Source organism: Shewanella maritima (assembly GCF_004295345.1).
In the GTDB taxonomy this organism is placed as follows: Bacteria; Pseudomonadota; Gammaproteobacteria; order Enterobacterales; family Shewanellaceae; genus Shewanella; species Shewanella maritima.
Genome location: NZ_CP036200.1, coordinates 1,421,817 through 1,444,972, shown reverse-complemented (window position 1 = coordinate 1,444,972; position 23,156 = coordinate 1,421,817). Strand labels below are relative to the sequence as shown.

The following is a 23,156-nucleotide window of genomic DNA, read 5'->3' as shown; positions in this document are numbered from 1 at the left end:
AGCCTTATATTAACTAACTTAAGCCTTGAGTGCACATGTGAGCTTGATTAGCTTAGTGCGCTCTGTTGTGGCTTATGTTACTTAAGTTTTTATTTAGCAACGATGCTTAATAGTTTGCCTGGAACATAAATTACTTTAACGATGTTTAAACCGTCGGTGTATTTTTGTACCTGAGCTTCAGCTAAACCTGCTGCTTCTACATCTTCTTTAGATGCATCTGCTGCAACTGTGATTTTAGCGCGAACCTTACCATTCACTTGCACCACGATTAGCTTGCTGTCTTCAACCAAAGCTGACTCGTCAACCGTTGGCCATAGGCTATCTTCAATATCAGTTTGGTTACCCAGTGCTTTCCACATGCTGAAACAAGTGTGTGGGATAATTGGGTAAAGCAAACGTGTTACCGCTGATAGTGCTTCTTGGATTAATGCACGGTCTTGGTCATTGTTGCTTGGCGCTTTTTGCAGCTTGTTCATTAGCTCCATGATGGCAGCAATCGCTGTGTTGAACATCTGACGACGCTCAATGTCATCACTCACTTTAGCGATGGTTTTGTGTAATTCACGGCGCAGCGCTTTTTGGTTGCTGTCTAGTGCTTTAACATCAAGCGCTACAACTTCACCTTTAGCTACATGGTCAGACGCTGTTTTCCACAAACGCTTAATGAAGCGGTGCGCACCTTCAACACTTGATTCTTGCCATTCAAGAGTCAACTCAGGTGGCGCAGCAAACATCATAAATAGACGCACTGTGTCAGCGCCGTATTTATCAACCATTTCTTGTGGGTCGATACCATTGTTCTTCGACTTAGACATCTTGCTCATGCCGGTGTAAACCAGCTCGTTGCCTTGTGAGTCAACTGCTTTGGTGACACGGCCTTTGTCGTCAGTTTCTTGAACCGTCACTTCAGATGGCGATACCCAAACGCGGCCGCCTTTGTCGTTGGTGTAGTAGTAAGCATCTGCTAGTACCATACCTTGAGTCAGTAGGCGTTTTGCTGGCTCGTCAGAATCAACTAGACCAATATCACGCAGTAACTTGTGGAAGAAGCGGAAGTACAAAAGGTGCATACAAGCATGCTCAATACCACCAATATACTGATCGACAGGTAGCCAGTAGTTCGCTTTTGCTGGATCTAACATTTGATCTGCTTGCGGGCTACAGTAGCGAGCGTAGTACCAAGATGACTCCATAAAGGTGTCAAAGGTGTCGGTTTCACGCAGCGCGTCTTGTCCATTAACCTGAGTTTTAGCCCACTCTTTGTCGGCTTTAATTGGGCTTTGGATACCATCCATTACCACATCTTCAGGCAATACAACCGGTAGTTGCTCTTCCGGAGTTGGCATTACAGTACCATCTTCCAAAGTCACCATAGGAATTGGCGCGCCCCAGTAACGCTGACGTGAAACGCCCCAGTCACGTAGACGGAAGTTCACCTGGCGCTTACCTTTACCTTCTGCGCTAAGTTTGGCATCGATTGCATCAAATGCTGCCTGGAACTCAAGGCCATCTAATTCAGGGAAAGCTTCGCCTGAGTTAAATAGAATACCTTTTTCAACGAAGGCTTCTTCGCTGATGTTTAGCTCGCCTTCAGTTGGCTTGATAACTGCTTTGATCTCAAGGCCGTATTTAGTTGCGAACTCATAGTCGCGCTGATCGTGCGCCGGAACTGACATCACTGCGCCAGTACCATAGTTCATTAATACGAAGTTAGCGCACCAGATAGGCACTTGCTCACCTGTGATTGGGTGAACAGCATATAAGCCGGTAGCAACACCTTTTTTCTCCATCGCCGCCATCGCAGCTTCAGTGGTATCGACGTTTTTACACTCTTCGATAAATGCAGCAAGCTCAGGGTTATTCTTTGCCGCTTGCTCTGCTAACGGGTGACCGCTGGCAATTGCTACGTAAGTCACGCCCATTACTGTGTCAGGACGGGTGGTGTAGATATCGAATGTTTCATCGCTATCAGCAACACCAAAGGTCATTTCAATACCTTCACTGCGGCCAATCCAGTTACGTTGCATAGACTTAACCTGCTCAGGCCATTCGTCTAGCTTGTCGATATCGCTTAGTAGCTCATCAGCATAGTCAGTGATTTTGATAAACCACTGTGGAATTTCTTTCTGAACTACTTCAGTGTCACAGCGCCAGCAACAACCGTCTTGTACCTGCTCGTTTGCCAGTACCGTTTCATCGTTTGGACACCAGTTAACTGAAGCTGTCTTTTTGTAAACCAAGCCTTTTTCATAAAGCTTAGTGAAGAACCATTGCTCCCAGCGGTAGTACTCAGGGGTACAGGTGGCAATTTCACGGCTCCAATCGTAACCAAAGCCTAAAAGCTTAAGCTGGTTTTTCATGTAGTCGATGTTTTGGTACGTCCAAGGTGCTGGTGCAGACTTGTTGTTAATTGCCGCGTTTTCAGCAGGTAGACCAAATGAGTCCCAGCCAATAGGTTGCAGTACATTTTTACCCTGTAAACGCTGGTAACGAGCGACAACATCACCTATGGTGTAATTACGCACGTGTCCCATATGCAGTCGACCTGAAGGGTATGGAAACATAGACAAGCAGTAGAACTTTTCTTTGCTTGCATCTTCGGTGACTTCAAATGTTTTTTTGTGTTCCCAGTGCTGTTGTACTGAGGATTCAATTTCTGAGGGATTATATTGCTCTTGCATCAATCTATTTCCGGCTTTGCCGCCCATTGTTTGACCTAACGCTGATTAGCGTGACGAATAACTGCATAGAATAAACTAGATGTAATGTATTAAAAAGGTTCGGATGAAGGAGTATTTATTATGAGTGACAGAAGTTCTGCTTTATTAGACTTATATCAAGCCTTAATCGACCAAGTAAAACGCCAGTACGAAGAAGATAACTCATTGACTGCAAAAAGTTTGTTTGTCTCTGTTATCAAAGGGCGCGAGTTTTTAAAGCTCAAAAATGCCGCTTCTGATCAAGAACTGGAGTTAGTGGAAGAGTTTTTAAAACGCGACATCGCTAGCTACATCAAACAGTCCCACGCCGAAGATATTCTTCACAGCCCGTCAGTTATTGCTTTTGAAAAAACACTTTGGCATTGGTTGGGTGAGCTGTCTGATCGCAGCCAGGTGCAATGGCACGAAATTACCAGCGACTTTGAACACCAAGGTGTTTACCGTTCAGGTGAAGTGATTAACCAGGGAAAAGTGGTCTGTAACCAGTGTCAGCATGAAATGGATATTGAATTTCCATCAATTATTCCTGACTGTCCTGAATGCGATAGCACTGAGTTTAGTCGTGAAGCTTTGATGCCTTAAATATTAGCGTCTTAAATATTAGTACCGCTTATATTAGTGTTAAAAGCGTTAGGTGTTTTGGGGATTAGCTAGTGCCATTACATTTGCCTATTAGAACTTTTTAAAGAAAGTTCTGTTGGTCGTGCAGACAATATAAGTCCTATGAGTTGAGTCGCGACTAGGGGGTATTCCCCTAGCTGCATGTCGGTTCAATAGGGCACAGACTCGTTATGTGTGAATTAATATGGGATCGAAAACGAAAGAGCTAATAGAAGTTCTAGACAGACTTGTTCAGATGTTGGATGACGACGGGCAACAGCACTGGTGTGATTGGATGTCGCGTGCTCGAAAAAGGCTTATAGAATCAGACTTTAACGGAGTAGAAAAAGTACTATCAGCATACGGTGGTATGGGTTCATTTAACGATATTTGTCTAAGCAAGATAACTCGTAAAAACGATCGTTTTAGTGAACTACAGACACGCGCATGGGAACTCGCGACTGCAATAAAACACGAACAATAATAAACACATAACGATGTGTTCAAGACGGACTCATAAACGCAGGCTAGATTCACTTCGCTCAATCATAACCTGCGCTTGTTCATCGCTTAGCTAGCCTGTAAGAAACATATTACTCTAAAGTACCATCTGCTAGCTTTTGCAGTGCTAATTGATACTTGTCTTTCGAGTATTGGCCGTAAGCATCTATGGTCACTTTTTTGCCTTTTTTATAAACAACCACCAGATCATTCTTAAAGATAGTTGACGCTAAATCGCCACTGACAACGGCAATATTTTTGCGCTCAGCGGGCACATACACTTCATAAACCACTTGATTGAATTCTTTAGTTAGCGCTTTGTCTGTGATTGCAGCTGCGCCTAACGCACCTACACCTGTGGCGATGGTTTTACCATTGCCATCACCGATTTGATTGCCGATAAGCGCACCGACCGCGGCACCAGCTAATACGGTGACAATAGATGGCTTTTTCTCAACTTTTTGGTACAACACTCGCTGCACCTTGCCAACTCTTACTGTTTCAACTTCATCCTGTGGTGGCTTTGACGAGCAAGCTGCGAGCATGAATGATAAAAGGCTAACGAAAATGATTTTGCTGTAATGTGTCATGGCGATATCCCTGATGCCTACTACTGAAATACGTTTACTAGCTGATGGTTTAGTTGTTTTAAACTAGGCTAAACCGTCACAAGTACTAAATAAGTGCGAATAAAAGCTAATAAACATAATGACTTATGCGATGAACTATACGCCGAGCTATAACCTCCGTCTATAGCTGTACTGCGATGTGATTTGCGAACAATGTTTTTTAAGTGAGCCAGATACGGCTGCATGTCTTGGTGTTAATGAGCTAGAAGGAAGTTTCATAGTTTCAGTGACTTGCAGTGAATCATGTTTAATGCGTTTTTTTGATCAAGTTTCGTCAGTTGCCAACAAACGTGTTTACTAGAAGAGATTTCGTCGGAAATAAAGAAAAACGGATTTAATGAGTGTGAGCTTGATTCAACACTATGCACGAACGAATAAACTTTTTATCTGTGCCCAAGACTGGTACGGCGACAAGTAACTAGGGAGATATTAGCAATATAGGTACTTGAACTAGGGTCATGAACTAGATTTACCTTGTCAAAAGGCGCTTAATTAAACAAAGTTCCAGTATCTAGTAGAGATAATTTTTGCATTAACTTGGCACTAGGTTCGATTGGCTCTAGGTTCGACTAATGCTGTAGCAGCATAGCTGCAGATTTTTAGCTGATAATTATCTTATTTCAACATCGCATTTTGAGGGCATGGTGTGTGTAATTCGATTATTCTCAGTGCCTAAAGAGGTCCTGAACTGAACAGACTAACAGCCAGATGCTTCAATACTTAGTTGCGGTGGCGTAGTTGCATTAGCTGCTTGTACGTAGTGGAAGTAACAATTATCGTTTAGCGTTTGGCCATTTTTGTCTAGGTCATAACCAATGTAAGTATTGGCAATACCTTGATACTGAATGGTGAAAGCGTCATCTAACTCAATCCATTTTTCAATATCAGTATTGTCTAAATATCCCCATTTTAATCGCGTTTCAAAAATACCATCATTATCTAAATCTATATCAATCAAATCATCTCTACCGCTTACAGGTTGCACCTGTAAACTCGGCATTTGTGATTTTGCATACACTAATGAGTTGGCGGTTTTTACAGACGCTGAAATGCTGCTAAGTATTGAAGTTCGCGCTTCTGAACTTAAACCAATAAATTTAGGCGCAGCTACAATGGCGAGGATAGCTAGAATGATGATGACAACGATCAGCTCAACTAAGGTAAACCCTTGTTGGACTTTTCTTATGTTATCGGATTTGCATAGGTTATTTTTCATACTTAGTTCTGTACTTAAATGCTAAGGATAATAGTAGCAATAAAGTAGAGAAGAGTAGTAGAGGGAGTTGACCAAATCGCATAAACAAGGTTTCACCTTGATATAAAGGCACCTCGGTAACCAGCACACCTGTTTCAAACTGAGGTAATTGCTCGGTTATTTTGCCATAAGGGTCGACTACAGCTGTGACACCATTGTTCGTTGCCCTTAGCAGTGGTTTACCTAATTCAATGGCGCGCATTTGGGCTATTTCCATGTGCTGCAGCGGGCCATTTGACGTGCCAAACCAGGCATCATTGGACACGGTAAGTAGTAAATCGGTATCTATGTTGGTGTTGGCGCGAACCTGCTCTGGGAAGACGATTTCATAGCAAATGGCTGGCGCGACCTGATAACCCAGTGCGTTCAAATTAGGCTGTTGGTAGTCACCGCGCATAAATGATGACATAGGTAAGTTAAAGAAAGGTGCCAGCGGCCTTAGTAGCGACTCAAACGGCACAAACTCACCTATCGGCAGTAAGTGATGCTTTAAAAACTCGTTGCTGCCATTAATCTCATAATCACCCTGGTTTTGCTGTTTATTAAAGTGATTGCCAAGCACTACGAGCGCATTGTAATAACCTGATGGTTTCTTGCTGATAATGCCGGTAATAATGGCGATATTATTAAAGCGTGCCACATCATTAGTGCCAACTAAAAAATCACTGACTAACACTTCTGGCGCAGGGATCGCCGCTTCTGGCCACACAACTATGTCTAGGCTAGATTCATCGTCAAAATGATTGCGGGTCAAGTCCATGTACTTGACCATGGTTGGCCATAAGTTCTCTGGCTCCCACTTCATACTTTGGGGATGTTACCTTGTACTAGCGCTACTTTTACGCTGTCGCCATTTTCGGTAATTGGATTAAATTTTGGTGCAAGGTAAGCAAGGCTGATGATGAGCGGCGCTACGACAAGTAAAGGTAACCAGCGCTTTTGTGCCAGTAATGCTAGGCTACCTGCAGCTAAAGCAATGATAAAGCTCAAGCCCAAAGCACCAATAATGCTCGCCAGTTGACTCAATGGCCCAAGTGTTTGGCTATAGCCAGCCCACAGCCATGGAAAACCTGTAAGCACCCAGCCGCGCAGCCATTCGGTGAGCACCCAAAGCGCAGGGAACAAACCTAGGTATTGCCAATAGCTAGCAAAGCGGCCTGATACTTGTAGCTTCGCGAGCAAATAACCACACAGTGCTGGATAAATGGCGAGATATAAAGCGAGCAGTCCCATCAATGCCATTGAGACAACCAAAGGCATGCCGCCAAAGGTGTCGATACTGACATGCACCCAACTAATGCCGACAGCAAAGCAGCCAAAGCCAAAACTTAGCCAGTAAAATAAGCTTTGTTTAGGTGTTTTTGATTGGCTTTGAAATAGCGCAAAGGCGAGGGCAAGTGGGTAAATCGCCCAAATATTGTAGGGCGCAAACGCAAGGGCGGTGCTAGCACCAGCAGCAAATGCTGTGACTAGCGAAATTCGCCCTTGATTTAACTTTGCTAAAGCTTGGGATAACACGACTTATTCGGCAGCCGTGTCGTTGTTGCTAACGTCAGGGAGTTTTACCCTTAGTTGGTTGAGGCGACGACTATCAGCATTGGTCACAGTGAATTCAATGTCATCAATAATGATGCTTTCGTTGCGCTCAGGTAGATGACCAAAAGCGTGCGAGACTAGACCGCCAACGGTGTCGAACTCTTCATCGCTAAATTGAGTACCACAAGCCGCGTTAAAGTCATCAATTTCGGTCAAAGCTTTAACCAAGAATACTGAGTTGCCCACGCGTTTAATTTCAGTATCTTCTACTGAGCTGTGGTCAAACTCATCTTCAATTTCACCGACAATTTCTTCAAGAATGTCTTCAATGGTGACAACACCTGACACGCCGCCGTATTCATCGACAACAATTGCCATGTGATAACGTTGAGAGCGGAATTCTTTAAGCAGCACATCAACGCGTTTACTTTCTGGCACAACCACCGCCGGGCGGATGATTTGCGCGAGCGAAAATGGCGTGTCTGATTGCTTGAAACCGTATTTAATTAGGTCTTTGGCAAGTAGGATGCCTTCGATATGATCCTTGTCTTCATTGACGACAGGAAAACGAGAGTGAGCAGACTCAATCACGGTCTCAAGTACTTGATCCACGTTTGCGTCTACTTGTAGGGTGACGATTTGTGCTCTTGGGATCATAATGTCCCGAACACGCAGGTCAGTAACCTCTAATACACCTTTAATCATTTCGCGGGTGTCTTCAGTAATCAGGTCGCGCTGCTCTGCGTCAGAAATGACCTCGACTAACTCTTCGCGATTTTGAGGTTCGCCCTGGAATAATTGGTTGATCTTATCAAGCCAGCTTTTCTTTGGGGCGTTTGTACTCGGGGGATCTCGTCACTCATATGTATTTTCCAAAATCATAGCTGCCAATCAGCTAGCGATTTTATTTAGATTTCCTTGTATGGATTGTCATAACCTAGGCCTTGGATTAGCTGCGTTTCTAGCGCTTCCATTTCCTCGGCTTCAGCGTCGATAATATGGTCATACCCTAGCAAATGCAAGCCGCCGTGGATGACCATATGCGCCCAATGGGCTTGTAAGCTTTTATTTTGTGCTTTGGCTTCCTGTTCAACCACGCTAACACAGATAATTAGGTCGCCAAGTAGTGGCAATTCAACCTCTGGTGGCGCTTCAAATGGAAACGACAACACATTGGTTGGCTTGTCTTTGCCGCGATAGTTGCGGTTAAGGCTTTGGCTCTCGTCACTATCAACTAAACGAATAGTCAACTCGGCTTGTGTCATCGCGTTGTCAATAGCGGTAGTCGCCCACAGTTCAAAGTCCTGTTGGCTCGGGATATTTGTAGCGTCGGTGGCAACTTGTAGGTCCAAGTCTAATTGCAGTGACATTAGCTTTCGCTCTTCAGTTGTGAAGACTTGTCCGCTTGAGCTGAAGGCTCTTCTGCGGCTGCTACAGGCGTTTCGCTGGCGATTTTTGTCGCGCCATTAGCACTACTAGCATTAGCACTAGTTTGGCCTTCAGCTTCACTGGCTTGCTTGCGCGCAAGGTAAGCCTTGTGTTTGGCATCTTTTTCACGCTCTTGCTGACGATCAAAGTGCTCATAAGCTTCGACAATGCGCGCGACAACTGGGTGACGCACTACATCTTGCGCAGCAAAGAAGTTAAAGCTGATTTCAGGCACCTTGCTTAACACTTCAATGGCGTGGCGCAGACCAGACTTTTGGCTACGAGGTAAATCGATTTGGGTGATGTCACCTGTGATCACCGCGCGCGAGTTAAAGCCAATACGGGTGAGGAACATTTTCATTTGCTCAACCGTAGTGTTTTGGCTTTCATCAAGAATAATAAAGGCATCGTTTAGTGTGCGACCGCGCATATAAGCAAGAGGAGCAACTTCAATCACGTTACGCTCAATCAGTTTTTCTACACGCTCAAATCCGAGCATCTCAAATAGAGCGTCATAAAGTGGGCGTAGATAAGGGTCGACCTTTTGGCTTAAATCGCCCGGTAAGAAACCCAGTTTTTCACCTGCTTCTACCGCAGGGCGAGTTAATAAGATACGGCGAATTTCTTGACGCTCTAATGCATCCACTGCGGCGGCAACCGCAAGGTAAGTTTTACCTGTACCGGCAGGGCCAATACCAAAGCTAATATCGTGGCGAGCAATGTTACTTACATAAGCACTTTGATTTGGGTTACGTGGTTTGATCACGCCGCGCTTGGTTTTGATATGCAGGCTTTTGTCTGTATCACTGTGGTCAGCTTCAATAGCAATGGCTTCTTGAATGGCTAGGTGCACAGTATCAGGCTCTAAATCAGGGGTTGAGCCTTTCATTGGCTGGGTTTCAACATAAAGCTGTTTTAGCAAATTGTTGGCATTGAGGGCATTTCGCGGCATACCTACAATGGTGAAATGATTGTTTTTATGAATAATTTCAACACCTAAACGACGCTCAAGTTGCTTGATGTTGTCGTCAAATGGACCACAAAGAGAAGACAGGCGGCGGGTATCTGAAGGCTCAAGATACAAATTCATGGTGGTGACTTTATTGGTCAATTATTTCTCCAACGATTTTCAATTAAACAGTACAAGCTAACATTAGTGTATGCCGAGGCAAGGGTAAATAGTTTGCGGCTATTTTTTGCACGAATGTGAGTAAAGACAAAGGCGGCAGAGCCGCCTTTTAATAGGTGTTTCGCTATTTACAATTACTCGTGTGCAAATATATACGCAGCAAAGTTTATGCTGGTTTAAATTGGCTCACACCTAAGTCATCATCTTGCTTATGTTTGGCAAGAATGTCTGATGGACGCAGGCTTCTACGTAGGTCCATCTCATCTTCGCCACGAATAAATTCGCCGCGTAAAGAGTTGGTGTATACGTCAACGATTTCTACATCAACGAAACTACCAATATGCGTGTGTGGCGCTTCAAAGTTCACTACGCGGTTGGTTTCGGTGCGGCCGCGAAGTTCCATTGGATTTTTCACCGATGGGCCTTCAACTAAAATACGTTGCACTGTACCTAGCATTTGACGGCTGTAACGCATCGCTTGCTGAGTGACGCGGTCTTGCAAAATAGCTAGGCGCTGTTTTTTCTCTTCTTCGGTCACATCATCTGGTAGATCTGCCGCAGGCGTACCAGGGCGTGCACTATAGATAAAGCTGAAGCTGTGGTCGAAGTTAACTTCTTCAATCAGCTTCATAGTGTCAGCAAAGTCTTGTTGGGTTTCGCCAGGGAAACCAACAATAAAGTCAGAGCTGATTTGAATGTCAGGGCGCGCTTTACGTAGGCGACGGGCAATTGACTTAAACTCAATTGCCATGTGGCCACGCTTCATTTGCGTGAGAATGCGGTCAGAGCCTGATTGCACAGGCAAGTGCAAGAAGCTAACTAGCTCTGGCGTATCTTCATAAACATCAATGATATCTTGGCTGAATTCGATTGGGTGGCTCGTGGTAAAACGTAGACGGTCAATACCGTCAATGCTCGCAACCAGGCGCAGTAGCTCGGCAAAAGTACAAATATCATCATCGTGAGTTGCGCCGCGATACGCATTTACGTTTTGACCAAGTAGGTTGACTTCACGCACGCCTTGCTCGGCAAGTTGTGCAATTTCAAGAATGACGTCATCCACTGGGCGGCTAACTTCTTCACCACGTGTGTATGGTACAACGCAGAAAGAGCAGTATTTGCTGCAGCCTTCCATGATAGACACAAACGCAGTTGGGCCTTCGGCGCGAGGCTCAGGAAGGCGATCAAACTTCTCGATTTCTGGGAAGCTAATATCGATAACAGCCTTTTGGCCGTTTTCAACCTGATTAATCATTTCAGGTAAACGGTGCAGCGTTTGCGGACCAAACACTATGTCGACGCACTGCGCGCGCTCTTTAATCGCTTTACCTTCTTGGGATGCCACGCAGCCACCGACGCCAATAATAAGCTCTGGCTTCTTATCTTTTAGGTTCTTCCAACGGCCAAGTTGGTGGAACACTTTTTCCTGTGCTTTTTCGCGAATAGAACAGGTATTAAGTAATAATACATCTGCTTCTGTCGCGTCTTCTGTCAAGGTGTAGCCTTGATAGTCGTCAAGTAAGTCAGCCATCTTAGACGAGTCATACTCGTTCATTTGACAGCCCCAGGTTTTGATATGAAGTTTCTTACTCATCACTGCTCGCCGGTAACCCATAGTAAAAATAGCGCGATATTTTACCCATAGTTAACCCTTGTGGCTAGCTTTTGTGGTGTTTTGTCACGCTTTATTGCGGCGCGACTAATACCCCTATTTCCTGTAATGAATTGCGGTTTTGGGGTAAAGCGTTTGAATCTGCTATCGAAATCGCAAAATTTTTCGCCATTGTTTTACTTTGCTGCCGAGCATCCAACATAATATTGCTGTGCAATTGCTGATGGTGGGCGGCAAGCATTTCCGCGGTGTGTTGATATAAGGCATAATCAAACGCATTACGGTAGATTATGGTCATGGTTTCCATTGTCGGATTAACTAGGGCTTCATCTGTTGCTCTTGCTTGAGCCAGACTTGAAGGGCTGAAACTTGCGGCAACCATGCTTAGCGCAATAATACCGCTGCTAATAACTAACTGAGTGTGACTTTTCATGACTTCCTCTCTTAGCAAATTAAGGTGGAACATGGGTTAGACAGTCGCAGTATAGCGTTTGGTTTATGTGGTTTGTTTTAGCCATTGTAACTAAGTATGGCAGTTATGCCGCTAAGACATATTTGCTCACGTATTGCTCAATAGCAGACATGAATTGTCGCCAATTGACATGTTTCGACACACAATATATCGCGCGAAATTTATCGCACTGGTTAGTGCATTATAAAGCAGTGCCACAACACAAACGGCATGCTTTTAAAAGAATAAGAAAGTCATCAGATAACATAGGTTGTATTAATGCAAGATGGTTCTTCAGCTGAGCAGCTAAATGCTCAACAAGCAACACAATATGATGTGGTCATTGTTGGCGGAGGCATGGTTGGTGCTGCCAGCGCAGTGGGCATTGGTCAGCTCGGCCTTCGAGTTGCAGTTATCGAAGCGCATGAGCCGCAAGCATATACACCTGAGCAGCCACTGGATGTTCGGGTTTCAGCGATTAGCGTGGCATCAGCCAATTTGCTCGATCGTTTGGGCGTAATGCACAACCTGCTGGCGCTGCGGCATGTCGCCTATACAGGGCTAGAAACCTGGGAGCTTGATGGCTTTATTACTCAATTCAGTGCTGAGCAAATCGGCGAGCAAAAACTGGGTTACTTTTTTGAGAACCGCCTTATCCAATTAGCGTTATGGCAGCAAATAGCAACTATGGATAATGTTGATATACTGTGTCCGCGCAAAGTATCGAGTATTAGCCGCAGCTATGCTCAAGATAATCAAGCGGTAGCCATTGGTGTTGCAAATAAGGATGGCGTAAAGAATGCGCAACTGACCATTACATTAGACAGAGGAGAGCAACTTAGCACCAAGCTGCTTGTAGGGGCTGATGGCGCAAACTCGCAAGTCCGTCAATGGGCGGGCATAGGTATAACGGGTTGGGATTATGCGCAGTCAGCTATGTTGATTAACATTAAGTTGTCGCAAGCCATAGAACCTGTCACCTGGCAGCAATTTACGCCAGAAGGACCAAGAAGCTTATTGCCTCTGCCAGATAACCATGCATCTTTGGTGTGGTATGACTCACCTGTACGTATCAAACAATTATCACAATTATCCAACTTGCAGCTAGGTGCACAAATTCGTCAGCACTTTCCAAGTCGCCTACCACAGGACTTTGAGGTAGTTGATAAAGGTAGTTTTCCGCTAACTCGGCGTCATGCGCAGCAATACTATATTGATAATGCCGTGCTAGTAGGGGACGCTGCCCACACCATCAACCCACTTGCTGGTCAAGGCGTGAATATTGGCTTTAAAGATGTCGATGTATTAATTGCACAAATTGCCGATGCCATTGGTAATAATCAGCCCTGGCATAGCAATCACGTGCTTAAACAATACCAGTGCAAACGCTATGCTGATAACCAATTAATGATGAGCGCTATGGATGCGTTTTACGCTGGCTTTAGTAATGACCTATTACCATTGAAGCTGCTACGTAACGGCGCATTAAAGCTTGCCAATATCGATACCCCAATAAAGCGCAAAGTGCTCAAATACGCAATTGGGCTGTAGTCTGATTTCGATCGCCTTGCCTGCATGATTGTTGCACGAACGATTGGGTGTTAAAATGCCGCCCTTTATATCCAGTAGCGAGTTATTTTTGACCTATGGTCAGTCGCTACTTTAATAGAATGTAGAGTGGATGAGTAATATTAAACTGATTGTTGGTTTAGCAAACCCAGGCTCAGAGTATGAGCGCACCAGACACAATGCTGGCGCCTGGTATGTGCAAGAGTTAGCCCGTATATGTAATGTGAGCTTAAAAGCTGACAGCAAATATTTTGGACTCACTGCCAGAGCGACACTTCACGGTAAAGACGTGCGCTTACTTATCCCAACCACATTTATGAACCTAAGCGGCAAGTCAGTTGCCGCATTAGCTAACTTTTTTCGTATCGCGCCTGAAGAAATATTGGTTGCCCATGACGAGTTGGACATGCCTCCTGGTGTGGCTAAATTTAAGCTAGGTGGCGGCCATGGTGGCCACAATGGTCTAAAAGACATTATTGCCAGAATGGGTAACGACAAAGGCTTTTATCGTTTGCGTATCGGCATTGGTCATCCGGGCGATAAAAATAAAGTCAGTGGCTATGTGCTTGGTAAGGCACCGACTAAAGATCAAGAGTTAATGAACGCGGCAGTAGATGAAGCGGTTCGCTCTAGTGAAATTCTATTTAAACAAGACATGACAAAGGCAATGCATAGGTTGCATTCCTTTAAAGCAGAGTAATTAAGTTAGCGTTTAGACGCGCTTAAACAATTCCTGACTCACAAGAGTCAATGACAGTAAAAAGGTATCGATATGGGTTTTAAATGCGGCATTGTTGGTTTACCAAACGTTGGTAAGTCTACCTTGTTCAATGCACTAACACAGGCTGGTATTGAAGCGGCTAACTTTCCGTTTTGTACTATTGAGCCAAATACTGGCGTAGTACCAGTACCAGATCATCGTTTAGATGCACTAGCAGAGATTGTAAACCCAGAGCGCGTAATGCCAACAACCATGGAGTTTGTTGACATCGCGGGTTTGGTCGCAGGCGCTTCTAAAGGTGAAGGTCTAGGTAACAAGTTCCTAGCTAACATCCGCGAAACTGATGCTATCGGTCACGTTGTTCGTTGTTTTGAAGATGACAACATTACTCACGTTGCAGACAGCGTTGATCCTGCGCGCGACATTGACGTAATTAATACAGAGCTTGCACTGTCAGATCTTGAGAGCTTAGAGCGCGCGGTTCAGCGTCAGCAAAAGCGTGCGAAAGGCGGTGATAAAGACGCTAAGTTCGAAGTTGAAGTATTAGAAAAGCTGCGCCCAACACTAGATGAAGGCGGCATGCTACGCAGTGTTGAACTAACTAAAGAAGAAGCGGCGGCAATTCGTTACTTAAACTTCTTAACGTTAAAGCCAACCATGTACATTGCTAACGTATCTGAAGATGGTTTTGATAATAACCCGCATCTGGATGCAGTTCGCGCGATTGCCGAAACCGAAAATGCAGTGGTTGTGACCGTTTGTGCTGCTATCGAGTCTGAGCTTGCTGAAATGGAAGCGGAAGATCGCGAAGAGTTTATGGCTGATTTAGGTCTTGAAGAGCCGGGTCTTGATCGCGTGATCCGCGCAGGTTACCAATTACTAGACCTACACACCTACTTTACTGCGGGCGTAAAAGAAGTTCGCGCATGGACAGTACGTGTTGGCGCAACAGCTCCGCAAGCGGCTGGAGTGATCCACACAGACTTTGAGCGCGGCTTTATTCGTGCACAAGTGATGTCTTATGACGACTTTATCGAGCATAAAGGTGAAGCGGGCGCGAAAGAAGCAGGTAAGCTTCGCGTAGAAGGTAAAGGCTACATCGTTAAAGATGGCGATGTTATGCACTTCCTATTCAATGTATAAATTGTCCTAGTTGACACTTTTGTATGTTATTTGGGCGTAAACCTTGGTTTGTGCAAAAAAGGGCCGATTTATCTTGGCAATCGGCCTAAGTTAGCGTTTAATAGTCTGTTCGCGGTTAGGGTATTCATAGTAAAAGAGTTATTTTTGCTGCAACAATATGCAGTTTGGTGAAGTTATAGCCGAACAATCAATATTGATAAAAAATGCGAAAAAAAGCTGTTGACCTGAATACCCTGAATAAGCATAATACGCCCCGTCCTCACGACGAGGGCAGCAGAAAACGAAGTGGCAATGTAGCTCAGCTGGTTAGAGCACAGCACTCATAATGCTGGGGTCGCAGGTTCAAGTCCCGCCATTGCTACCATCTTCTCAAGATGTAAAATTCGAGGTTGGCTGGTTAGTTAAAGCCCTGCTTTAGAAATAAGACCGGCACCTGCTCAAGGTAAAATGAGAATCTGTTTCTTACAGAGACAGTGCGGGAGTGGTGGAATTGGTAGACACGCCAGATTTAGGTTCTGGTGCCGCAAGGTGTGAGAGTTCAAGTCTCTCCTCCCGTACCATTATTTAGAAAGGCTGGCTTTATAGCGGGTTTTTCAAAACAAGTTGATTGGGGTATCGCCAAGCGGTAAGGCACCGGGTTTTGATCTCGGCATTCCCAGGTTCGAATCCTGGTACCCCAGCCATCTATTTATAATCGCAAGATTATTGGGATATCGCCAAGCGGTAAGGCACCGGGTTTTGATCTCGGCATTCCCAGGTTCGAATCCTGGTATCCCAGCCATATTTGGCAATGTAGCTCAGCTGGTTAGAGCACAGCACTCATAATGCTGGGGTCGCAGGTTCAAGTCCCGCCATTGCTACCATATTTACTGGGTAGAAGGGATTTGTTCTCACTACTGAGTAGATAGCTAACGTACACCTCCCAAGGTATGTTGGCGAAGAAAATTAGATGCGGGAGTGGTGGAATTGGTAGACACGCCAGATTTAGGTTCTGGTGCCGCAAGGTGTGAGAGTTCAAGTCTCTCCTCCCGTACCATCTAACTCAATTTTCTTCAAAATTTAGATTTATATCTAAGATTGGGGTATCGCCAAGCGGTAAGGCACCGGGTTTTGATCTCGGCATTCCCAGGTTCGAATCCTGGTACCCCAGCCATTACTTAAAGTGTTTGGCACATGGTTTAGTAGGATGCTAAATCATTGATAGTCGCCCTGACTGTCAGAAATATTTGATGCGGGAGTGGTGGAATTGGTAGACACGCCAGATTTAGGTTCTGGTGCCGCAAGGTGTGAGAGTTCAAGTCTCTCCTCCCGTACCATCAAATAGTTTTCCTTTCTAGTTATTCTTTTGATTCTCTCTTGTAAAAACTCACTAAAATCTACCTCTCTGTGCTTATATTTCTTCACTATTCTACCGAGCTTTTACCTAGCTTAGCGGTTCAAATAAAGCGGTCGCTTAAATAAATTAGTGGCTTAAGTAAATCTAGCTTGGCTAAAGCACTATTGAAGTTAATATAAAACCATTCGGCTTATCTCATCGTTTAGCTTTGAGCATATGCAAACACGTAACAATAAAATTTTGTTTTGTACCAAAGGCTTATAATGAAGCTGCATTATTAAGGTTAATTAGTAATTATAAACTGCTTCGATGAGTATTGCGGTTATAGTGCAAAGTCTATAGAAATATGCCCAAGTCAGCTTTTATTTAAGAAAATCTGCTTACTTATCTAGTTTACCGTTAAATTGCTTGATTGAATTCGATTTCAAAAAGCGCAACTTTTCATATGTTTATGTATAAAATTTGTCCATAAATTCATTCTGATGTAACATTGTTGCAAATTATTACAAATAGAATGTCGAGCAATAATAAATGTCCATTTTGACAGACGAGGAGCTTGCCTGCTTCGGTGAGTTATTTACCCCTCAATCTGCCACTTCACTTGAACCACACCAAGCCGAGAAAACTCAGGCTTATGATGAACATTACTTGAGTGTTTCAACAGAGATCCCTCAAGTGCTGACTAAGATCTTAGGTCAAGCGCAGCTGACATTGTTGGCAGAGATAAGCCATTACCGGTTATGGTTCCCTTTAGTACTAAAACGTGATGAGCTAGGGCAGTTCGTGCCTGTGCTAGGTGTGCCTGAAGTGCTTGATGCACGTGGCAGCGAACGCTCATGGCGGGTGAATAATCTAAAGGGCGTAAAAGTGATGACTCGCTGTTGTGAGGCACAAGCTCAGGTGCTGTCATTGTCAAGTTCTGGATTAACGATTCGCTTGCCTGAAAATTGCTGTGCAGACGACTTTTATCAAGCAAATTTGCTGCTTCCAGGCTCTCAGCCTATCAGTGTCGACTTTGAGCCGGTAAGAACCGAAAACGATATCATGGCTGCGAGGATAAATGCTCACGGCCACGCGCGCCAGGCAATACGTGAGTTTCTATTTAGCGAGCATAAAGCACAGTTCTCACACCTTTACGCAAGCTAGGAAGTACAAGCTAGGAAGTACAGCTAGTAAGTATTAGTTAGCGTGTGTTGATGCTTTCACTTTTATTGTTTCGAAAAGTCTTTATCTAGCAGTTGCCCCAAGGCGGCAATATAGTTTTTATCACTTGTGGCATGCAGCAATTGGCATAATTCATCGCCAACAGGGGTAAACCGGTAATAGGTAAGCAATAAATGTTTGTTCCTTGGTGTACGCTTTATTACCTCTACACCGAAGCTAAGGCTAATCGGCGAGGCGCTATCGAGTACCCCAGTTTCAAATTCACTCTTGTGTAAAATCCCCGCCCCAACCAGGGTTAAGATACTTGAATACGGCAAGCCAAACTGCGACAGGTTTAAGCCTGTATTGCTTGACTGGCGAAAATAGTGTTTTAACCCGCCTGTTAATCTGTAGCCCGTCATTAGCTTAAAACGGCTTTCATTATTAAATCTTGAAGCAATGGCTAATGCTTTTTCAAACATTTGCGCTTCACGCTGGGTGAGTTGGGTTAACACTGCTAAGGTACGTAAGCTGAATTGACCGGGATTAACGATTTCACTTGATAAAATTCTTGCCCATAAGTCCTGCATTTTGCGGTTATGGATTTGCTCGGCCATCTTGAAGAACTGATAACGCCAGTCAGGGTCTAGCTCCACTCCGGTCACATCGGATGGAGTGTAGTTCAGTGCCAGTGCAAAAATAGTTTCAAGGTTTTGTTGATGTTGATTAAGCTGTTTTTGCACGCGAAACTGCGCACGCTCGGTGATGGATGCCGTTGACGGGCGATAGTGAGCCTCACTGGCCAAGCCTAAAATGCGCCCGAGTTGCAGTGCTTTTTGTCTGGCTGATGCTTGAGATGAGTCGCTGTTTTTGGTGCTAGGCGTAGCTGCAGCAGGCTCTGAAGTAACAGGCTTTTCCGTTTTTACCGCAGCCTTGCTTGGCTCTTGTGTCTCAACCATAAGCGATTTGTTGTTGTCGAGCGTGTCTGCCATGAGTGTTCCTTTGCGTTATCAGCTATGAGCTATAAAGCGATCAACCACAGATCTTTCTTACTTTAGCTACTACGACTCAATCGTTGTTTTTGGCCAATTGGTTTCATTGCCAACTGTAGGTTGCTCAGGCACGTTTAGTGCAAGCAGTAGTGAACAAATCGCAAATACAGTACCAATTAAAAATACTGCAGTCGGTGAGCTTAGCCATAACAGACCGAGCAATGCCGGAATAACCACGGCGGCAATATGATTAATGGTGAAGCTTACTGACATAGTTGAAGCGATGTCTTGCTGATCAGCAATTTTCTGAAAATAAGTTTTCATTGCAATTGCCATGGCGAAAAGTAAGTGATCAATGACGTACAGGGCTGCGGCGAACTGCGCGTTTTCCACAAATGCGTAGCTAGTGAATACTAGAGCCAGACCCACGTACTCTACCGTGAGTGCTTTACGCTCACCGATACGTCCAATAAATCGGCCTATTGCTGGTGCAAAGGCAAGGTTAATCACATAGTTGATAAGAAACAGAGCGGTGATTTCACTTACCGTATAACCGAATTTTTCCACCATCATAAAGCCGGCGAATACCACAAAGATTTGCCTTCTTGCGCCAGAGAAAAAAGTAAGTAGGTAGTAAAGCCAGTAGCGTTTTCTCAAGATAAGCTTTTTGGTTTGTGGCGCAGCTTGGCGAAAGTTAGGAAACAAAACAACCATCGACAGCACCATGATAGCGCCAAGGCCGCCGATAATGGCGTACATCCACACATAATCAAGTTTGAGCCAGGTCATGATTAACCAAATGCTGCCATAGCCAGTTAACGCCGCTGCTGAGCGCCAGGCAAGGGCTTTACCCATAAAGGCTGCGGTATCTTTTTTATCTAGCCATTGCAGAGTGAGAGATTGGTTAATGGTTTCATAGTAATGGAACCCAATCGACATGATCACTGTGGTGATATAAAGCCCAATCACACTTGGGAAGAAGCCAGTTATCGCTACGCCCACGCATAAGATTGCCAGTGAGAGTAGGGCAAAGGCTTGCTCTTTTATAAACAAGAGTACAAACACGGCGGTGAATGCTAAAAAACCCGGCACTTCACGCAGGCTTTGTAACATACCGATCTCTGCACCGGTGAATGCAGCTCTTTCAATCACAAAGTTATTTAGCAGTGCTTGCCAAACAGCAAATACCATCGACATGACGAACGTCATCCCAAGTAATAAATGTTGTGGTTTGGCGGTAAGTTGAGCCAGCGCATTGGCATTTTCGGCGCTATCGGTATGTTGTGACATGACGAGCCTAAATAGTTAAGTTGCTGTAGATATACTGACATAGTTTGGCCGGTTGGGCGATATATAGGGAAGTTCCTCCTACCGTTTAGCCCTTCATAACGGAGGACTTGCTCGGTGACTATCAGGCCGTGATCTGTTTCAAGTACTCAATTAACAGAGTAAGCTATCATGTTTAAAGTCATTTATTTCATTGGCATGGGAACAAGATGAGCCAAATTTTACTTATTCACTCTAGTGTGCACGGCCAAACCGTAAAAATTTGCAAATACATGCAGCAAAAAGCGCAGGAGCAAGGTGTGAACATCACTTTGGCTAGCCTTGCCGACAATCCATCTATTGAGGGCTTTGACAAGGTATTTATTGGCGCCAGTATTCGTCATGGCAAGCATCGCCCAGCTCTATATCAGTTTATTGAAGCAAATAAAGCTAAGCTTGAGCAAATCCCTAGTGGCTTTTTCTCTGTGAGTTTAGTCGCTCGCAAGCCAGGTAAAAACACGCCGGAAACCAATATGTATATGCAGGCGTTTTTAAAGCAAAGCGTGTGGCAGCCAAAGCATCTGCAAGTGTTTGGTGGCAACCTTGATTACCAGTTTTACGGCCCTGTCGATCGCAATATTATCCGCTTTATTATGTGGATCACTAAAGGTCCTACTGACCCACATACCAAGGTTGAATATACAGATTGGGATAAAGTCGACGCATTCGTTGATACCATGATTAATGCTTAAGAGGTGTAGATGAAGTTACCTCGTTTTTTCAGTGTGATTAGTGCCAAGCTACATATCATTATGATAGCTACGTGCGCTATTTTATTGCCGACAAGCGGCTGGTTGTTAATAGGTAAACAGTTAAGAGTTAACGCCAGTATTTGGGACTATGTTCATGTTTACCTTGGTACTATTACCGCAATACTTGGACTTTGCTTTGTGGTCAAGTGCTGCATAAAAGGTGGTTGGCGCCAGTTTTTCCCGTGGGTAGTGTTAGATTTATCGCAATTTTTTGCCGACGTTAAAGGTTTATTCAAAGCACAGTTACCTAGCTCAGGCGGTAAAGGACTATTGAGTATTATCGAGGGTGTTGGATTGCTGTTATTAGCAGGTGTGTGTATTAGTGGCTTAATGTGGGTGTTGACTCAGGGAGATATGGAGGCGTTAACTTGGCGCAAGTATCACGTAACGTTGGCTGAGTACTTTGTCACCTTTGTTGCTGTGCATATGGTACTCGCTTTGGTACACGTGATAGAGATGATTAAAAACTCTTAGCAGGTTGTTTGCGGAGCTTTAGCTGCTTAACTGGAGTTATCGATAAAGCTGGAGATAATAAAAAAGGCGCAGGTAGCGCCTTTTTTATTTTCACTTTGATATTGCCAGCGTAAGCTATTTCATTAGAGCTAAACTATTTCTTCAAAGCTAAGTAGTTCATTAAATCGATAATCTGCTCAAGGCTGCGCATCTCATTCATGTTAATCAAGTATTTGTCGTTAACAACGAAGCTAGGCACGCTGCGAACGTTATACATCACTTGCTCTTGACGCCATTGTGATAGCGCTTTATCTGTTGCAGCATCGTCAGCCATTTTGTCATATGCCGCTGAATCAATTCCAAACTCAGCAAATACCTTTTTGATATCATCACGTGAGTTGATCTCGCTTTCATGTTTATGGCCGTGAGCACCGTGATCATGACCATCACTAGCATCGCCTTGAATTGCAGTAAACATTTTTAATGCTAGGTCATGTTTGTGCTCAGTTTGATTCATTACCACGAGTGAGCGCATGACTTCAGTGCCGAGATCACTATTCATAAAATCAACATGCTTGTTTTCAAAAGCGATTTTCTTGTCGATGTGCTGCTTAATAAATGGCAGGTATTTGGTTTCCATGTTGTAGCAGCTGTGGCAGTAAAACGAGAAGTACTCTGTCACTTTTGGCTCACTAGGGGCAACGCGGTTAGAAACTTGTGTGTAGTGTTTTCCTTCAACAAATTGAGCTGCAAAGCTAGACAGTGGAGCGACAGCAAGAGTTAATGCTAATGCGATATGTTTGATCATAGTGGCCTCAAATGGGACTTGTACATAATGAAACAAGTGTATTGTTGTTGCATGAATTATCGCTGAATTCGCGGGAAATAATAGAGCGGATATGTGATCTTTAGCCGCTTTAGCTAATTTAGTCGTGACCGATGTCAAAGATCCTTGCTAATTAAACTCACCGCTAACGTACGGCTGGTGCTGAATTGAGTACGGTTAAATTGCCCGCTAGCGTACGGCTGGTGCTGCATTAAGTATGGTTAAATAGACCATGTCGCCAAGCGGGTAGTGTGTTAAGCGACGAGGCTTTTGTCTCTCAGTGTTTGCCAGGCTTCACACACTTGTTTGAAGCGCTCAGCATTACCCTGATCTCTATCTGGGTGCCATTTAAGGGCGAGTTTGCGCCACTGTTTGCGAATTTGTTTATCGGTTGCACTCTCGTCTAGTTCAAACACCCTTAAGGCCTGTCCTTTATGCATTAGCTGATGGTTAAGGCCGATGTATTCTTGATAGCTACTCCAAAACGAGTCGAGCATCTCTTTCACTACATTGCTGCATGTATCATAGTTTGCCCAGTCGAGGTAGTAATCACGCAGGCTAGCATCACTATGATGAAGTAGATCTGCGTTGCTTGGCACGAGTCTAAATAGCTGAATATCCATTGCTTGAACTTGCAGCCATTGCTTAGGCAATAACATGTCTTGCAGTTCGTAGAGGGCATTCATTAATAGGAAGTTGCGTTTGAAGAGGTCTTTTTCAGGAGAGGTGTCGAGGTCGTGCATTAACCCTTTTTGCTGCAGCTCTGCAGCGAGGTGGTGCACTTTCCAACTTTTAGCGCTCGATTGCAATAGGGTGAGCAATGGCCAGATAAGCGGGTTGTCCCTTTGAGCGCTTTTACTTGGTCATTGGCCTGTTTAATTGAGGCGACTGGGCTAAGTAACATAACGTCATCTTCATCCTGAATTGGCGATAATTTCTACTATGCCATAGGGGAAAACAGTGCAAGCAGATTTTGACAGCTAAGATGAGTGCTCAGCGCGCGTATTTGTTATCAACGGGAGGTGATAAGAATT

At 44.4% G+C, this 23,156-nt stretch carries 19 protein-coding genes, 8 tRNA genes and 2 pseudogenes; 16 read left to right on the top strand and 13 right to left on the bottom strand.

The window, feature by feature from the left end; translation table 11 throughout:
* Window positions 1-89 precede the first annotated feature (89 nt).
* Window positions 90-2,681: a leucine--tRNA ligase gene (leuS, locus tag EXU30_RS06175; protein WP_130603289.1), complete on the bottom strand. Its 2,592-nt coding sequence runs from the start codon at window positions 2,679-2,681 to the stop codon at window positions 90-92.
* Between the two features lie 120 nt (window positions 2,682-2,801).
* On the opposite strand from leuS, the gene EXU30_RS06170 reads away from it, so the two are divergent.
* Complete coding sequence (locus EXU30_RS06170) at window positions 2,802-3,302, top strand: zinc ribbon-containing protein (protein WP_130598343.1); 501 nt, start codon at window positions 2,802-2,804, stop codon at window positions 3,300-3,302.
* Window positions 3,303-3,525: 223 nt separating this feature from the next.
* Window positions 3,526-3,804, top strand: coding sequence for a DUF6966 domain-containing protein (locus EXU30_RS20890; RefSeq protein ID WP_130598341.1), 279 nt, complete (start codon window positions 3,526-3,528; stop codon window positions 3,802-3,804).
* A 109-nt stretch (window positions 3,805-3,913) separates the two neighbouring features.
* On the opposite strand, the gene EXU30_RS06160 is transcribed toward EXU30_RS20890, so the two are convergent.
* The 8 genes and pseudogenes from EXU30_RS06160 to EXU30_RS06125 all read right to left on the bottom strand — a co-directional run bounded on the left by EXU30_RS06160 (window position 3,914) and on the right by EXU30_RS06125 (window position 11,843).
* Window positions 3,914-4,411, bottom strand: coding sequence for a glycine zipper 2TM domain-containing protein (locus EXU30_RS06160; RefSeq protein WP_130598339.1), 498 nt, complete (start codon window positions 4,409-4,411; stop codon window positions 3,914-3,916).
* A gap of 736 nt (window positions 4,412-5,147) precedes the next feature.
* On the bottom strand, window positions 5,148-5,666 hold the full coding sequence (locus tag EXU30_RS06155) for a prepilin-type N-terminal cleavage/methylation domain-containing protein (protein WP_130598337.1): 519 nt from the start codon (window positions 5,664-5,666) through the stop codon (window positions 5,148-5,150).
* A pseudogene (gene lnt, locus EXU30_RS06150) lies at window positions 5,656-7,223 on the bottom strand (apolipoprotein N-acyltransferase). The gene EXU30_RS06155 and the pseudogene lnt overlap by 11 nt, the downstream one beginning before the upstream one ends.
* A gap of 3 nt (window positions 7,224-7,226) precedes the next feature.
* Complete coding sequence (gene corC, locus EXU30_RS06145; RefSeq protein WP_130598335.1) at window positions 7,227-8,048, bottom strand: CNNM family magnesium/cobalt transport protein CorC; 822 nt, start codon at window positions 8,046-8,048, stop codon at window positions 7,227-7,229.
* Window positions 8,049-8,149: 101 nt separating this feature from the next.
* The gene (gene ybeY / locus EXU30_RS06140) at window positions 8,150-8,611 is read right to left on the bottom strand and encodes an rRNA maturation RNase YbeY (protein WP_130598333.1); all 462 of its coding nucleotides are present in this window, start codon (window positions 8,609-8,611) and stop codon (window positions 8,150-8,152) included.
* Window positions 8,611-9,780, bottom strand: coding sequence for a PhoH family protein (locus EXU30_RS06135; protein WP_130598331.1), 1,170 nt, complete (start codon window positions 9,778-9,780; stop codon window positions 8,611-8,613). The genes ybeY and EXU30_RS06135 overlap by 1 nt, the downstream gene beginning before the upstream one ends.
* A gap of 184 nt (window positions 9,781-9,964) precedes the next feature.
* A complete protein-coding gene (miaB, locus tag EXU30_RS06130; protein WP_130598329.1) occupies window positions 9,965-11,392 on the bottom strand; it encodes a tRNA (N6-isopentenyl adenosine(37)-C2)-methylthiotransferase MiaB in 1,428 nt (475 codons plus the stop codon).
* Window positions 11,393-11,483: 91 nt separating this feature from the next.
* Entirely contained in the window at window positions 11,484-11,843 is a 360-nt protein-coding gene (locus EXU30_RS06125) for a hypothetical protein (RefSeq protein WP_130598327.1), read from the bottom strand.
* Window positions 11,844-12,140: 297 nt separating this feature from the next.
* Here EXU30_RS06125 and EXU30_RS06120 point away from each other — a divergent pair, with 297 nt between their 5' ends.
* The 12 genes from EXU30_RS06120 (at window position 12,141) to EXU30_RS06065 (ending at window position 17,776) form a co-directional block, all read left to right on the top strand.
* Window positions 12,141-13,412: an FAD-dependent monooxygenase gene (locus EXU30_RS06120; protein ID WP_130598325.1), complete on the top strand. Its 1,272-nt coding sequence runs from the start codon at window positions 12,141-12,143 to the stop codon at window positions 13,410-13,412.
* 130 nt (window positions 13,413-13,542) lie between these two features.
* On the top strand, window positions 13,543-14,130 hold the full coding sequence (gene pth / locus EXU30_RS06115) for an aminoacyl-tRNA hydrolase (RefSeq protein ID WP_130598323.1): 588 nt from the start codon (window positions 13,543-13,545) through the stop codon (window positions 14,128-14,130).
* A gap of 72 nt (window positions 14,131-14,202) precedes the next feature.
* Window positions 14,203-15,294, top strand: coding sequence for a redox-regulated ATPase YchF (gene ychF / locus EXU30_RS06110; protein ID WP_130598321.1), 1,092 nt, complete (start codon window positions 14,203-14,205; stop codon window positions 15,292-15,294).
* Between the two features lie 287 nt (window positions 15,295-15,581).
* A tRNA-Met gene (locus EXU30_RS06105) sits at window positions 15,582-15,658 on the top strand.
* 111 nt (window positions 15,659-15,769) lie between these two features.
* Window positions 15,770-15,854: transfer RNA gene (locus EXU30_RS06100), tRNA-Leu, on the top strand.
* A gap of 48 nt (window positions 15,855-15,902) precedes the next feature.
* Window positions 15,903-15,977, top strand: a tRNA-Gln gene (locus tag EXU30_RS06095).
* A gap of 23 nt (window positions 15,978-16,000) precedes the next feature.
* A tRNA-Gln gene (locus tag EXU30_RS06090) sits at window positions 16,001-16,075 on the top strand.
* Between the two features lie 5 nt (window positions 16,076-16,080).
* Window positions 16,081-16,157 (top strand) — tRNA-Met (locus EXU30_RS06085).
* An 88-nt stretch (window positions 16,158-16,245) separates the two neighbouring features.
* Window positions 16,246-16,330 (top strand) — tRNA-Leu (locus EXU30_RS06080).
* Window positions 16,331-16,372: 42 nt separating this feature from the next.
* Window positions 16,373-16,447: transfer RNA gene (locus EXU30_RS06075), tRNA-Gln, on the top strand.
* A gap of 78 nt (window positions 16,448-16,525) precedes the next feature.
* Window positions 16,526-16,610: transfer RNA gene (locus EXU30_RS06070), tRNA-Leu, on the top strand.
* A gap of 551 nt (window positions 16,611-17,161) precedes the next feature.
* Window positions 17,162-17,776 (top strand): hypothetical protein, encoded by a 615-nt coding sequence (locus EXU30_RS06065; protein ID WP_130598319.1) that lies wholly within the window; start codon window positions 17,162-17,164, stop codon window positions 17,774-17,776.
* A 62-nt stretch (window positions 17,777-17,838) separates the two neighbouring features.
* Here the strand turns inward: EXU30_RS06065 and EXU30_RS06060 are convergent, their stop codons facing one another.
* On the bottom strand, window positions 17,839-18,765 hold the full coding sequence (locus EXU30_RS06060; RefSeq protein WP_242620332.1) for a TIGR03899 family protein: 927 nt from the start codon (window positions 18,763-18,765) through the stop codon (window positions 17,839-17,841).
* A gap of 69 nt (window positions 18,766-18,834) precedes the next feature.
* The gene (locus EXU30_RS06055) at window positions 18,835-20,055 is read right to left on the bottom strand and encodes an MFS transporter (RefSeq protein WP_130598317.1); all 1,221 of its coding nucleotides are present in this window, start codon (window positions 20,053-20,055) and stop codon (window positions 18,835-18,837) included.
* 206 nt (window positions 20,056-20,261) lie between these two features.
* Here EXU30_RS06055 and hemG point away from each other — a divergent pair, with 206 nt between their 5' ends.
* A complete protein-coding gene (gene hemG / locus EXU30_RS06050; protein WP_130598315.1) occupies window positions 20,262-20,783 on the top strand; it encodes a menaquinone-dependent protoporphyrinogen IX dehydrogenase in 522 nt (173 codons plus the stop codon).
* 9 nt (window positions 20,784-20,792) lie between these two features.
* On the top strand, window positions 20,793-21,317 hold the full coding sequence (locus EXU30_RS06045) for a cytochrome b/b6 domain-containing protein (protein ID WP_130598313.1): 525 nt from the start codon (window positions 20,793-20,795) through the stop codon (window positions 21,315-21,317).
* Between the two features lie 133 nt (window positions 21,318-21,450).
* On the opposite strand, the gene EXU30_RS06040 is transcribed toward EXU30_RS06045, so the two are convergent.
* Window positions 21,451-22,104 (bottom strand): thiol:disulfide interchange protein DsbA/DsbL, encoded by a 654-nt coding sequence (locus EXU30_RS06040; protein WP_130598311.1) that lies wholly within the window; start codon window positions 22,102-22,104, stop codon window positions 21,451-21,453.
* A gap of 272 nt (window positions 22,105-22,376) precedes the next feature.
* Window positions 22,377-22,964 (bottom strand): annotated as a pseudogene (locus EXU30_RS06035) (DNA-J related domain-containing protein); the annotation flags it as partial.
* Window positions 22,965-23,156: the final 192 nt, after the last annotated feature.

Excerpts from the sequence above, each read along its gene's own strand:
- EXU30_RS06045 (WP_130598313.1), top strand. The coding sequence starts at position 20,793 with ATGAAGTTACCTCGTTTTTTCAGTGTGATTAGTGCCAAGCTACATATC.
- EXU30_RS06040 (WP_130598311.1), bottom strand. The coding sequence starts at position 22,104 with ATGATCAAACATATCGCATTAGCATTAACTCTTGCTGTCGCTCCACTG.
- hemG (WP_130598315.1), top strand. The coding sequence starts at position 20,262 with ATGAGCCAAATTTTACTTATTCACTCTAGTGTGCACGGCCAAACCGTA.
- EXU30_RS06160 (WP_130598339.1), bottom strand. The coding sequence starts at position 4,411 with ATGACACATTACAGCAAAATCATTTTCGTTAGCCTTTTATCATTCATG.
- EXU30_RS06060 (WP_242620332.1), bottom strand. The coding sequence starts at position 18,765 with ATGGCAGACACGCTCGACAACAACAAATCGCTTATGGTTGAGACACAA.
- EXU30_RS06065 (WP_130598319.1), top strand. The coding sequence starts at position 17,162 with ATGTCCATTTTGACAGACGAGGAGCTTGCCTGCTTCGGTGAGTTATTT.
- EXU30_RS06155 (WP_130598337.1), bottom strand. The coding sequence starts at position 5,666 with ATGAAAAATAACCTATGCAAATCCGATAACATAAGAAAAGTCCAACAA.
- EXU30_RS06055 (WP_130598317.1), bottom strand. The coding sequence starts at position 20,055 with ATGTCACAACATACCGATAGCGCCGAAAATGCCAATGCGCTGGCTCAA.
- EXU30_RS06170 (WP_130598343.1), top strand. The coding sequence starts at position 2,802 with ATGAGTGACAGAAGTTCTGCTTTATTAGACTTATATCAAGCCTTAATC.
- EXU30_RS20890 (WP_130598341.1), top strand. The coding sequence starts at position 3,526 with ATGGGATCGAAAACGAAAGAGCTAATAGAAGTTCTAGACAGACTTGTT.
- ybeY (WP_130598333.1), bottom strand. The coding sequence starts at position 8,611 with ATGTCACTGCAATTAGACTTGGACCTACAAGTTGCCACCGACGCTACA.
- miaB (WP_130598329.1), bottom strand. The coding sequence starts at position 11,392 with ATGAGTAAGAAACTTCATATCAAAACCTGGGGCTGTCAAATGAACGAG.
- leuS (WP_130603289.1), bottom strand. The coding sequence starts at position 2,681 with ATGCAAGAGCAATATAATCCCTCAGAAATTGAATCCTCAGTACAACAG.
- pth (WP_130598323.1), top strand. The coding sequence starts at position 13,543 with ATGAGTAATATTAAACTGATTGTTGGTTTAGCAAACCCAGGCTCAGAG.
- EXU30_RS06125 (WP_130598327.1), bottom strand. The coding sequence starts at position 11,843 with ATGAAAAGTCACACTCAGTTAGTTATTAGCAGCGGTATTATTGCGCTA.
- ychF (WP_130598321.1), top strand. The coding sequence starts at position 14,203 with ATGGGTTTTAAATGCGGCATTGTTGGTTTACCAAACGTTGGTAAGTCT.
- EXU30_RS06120 (WP_130598325.1), top strand. The coding sequence starts at position 12,141 with ATGCAAGATGGTTCTTCAGCTGAGCAGCTAAATGCTCAACAAGCAACA.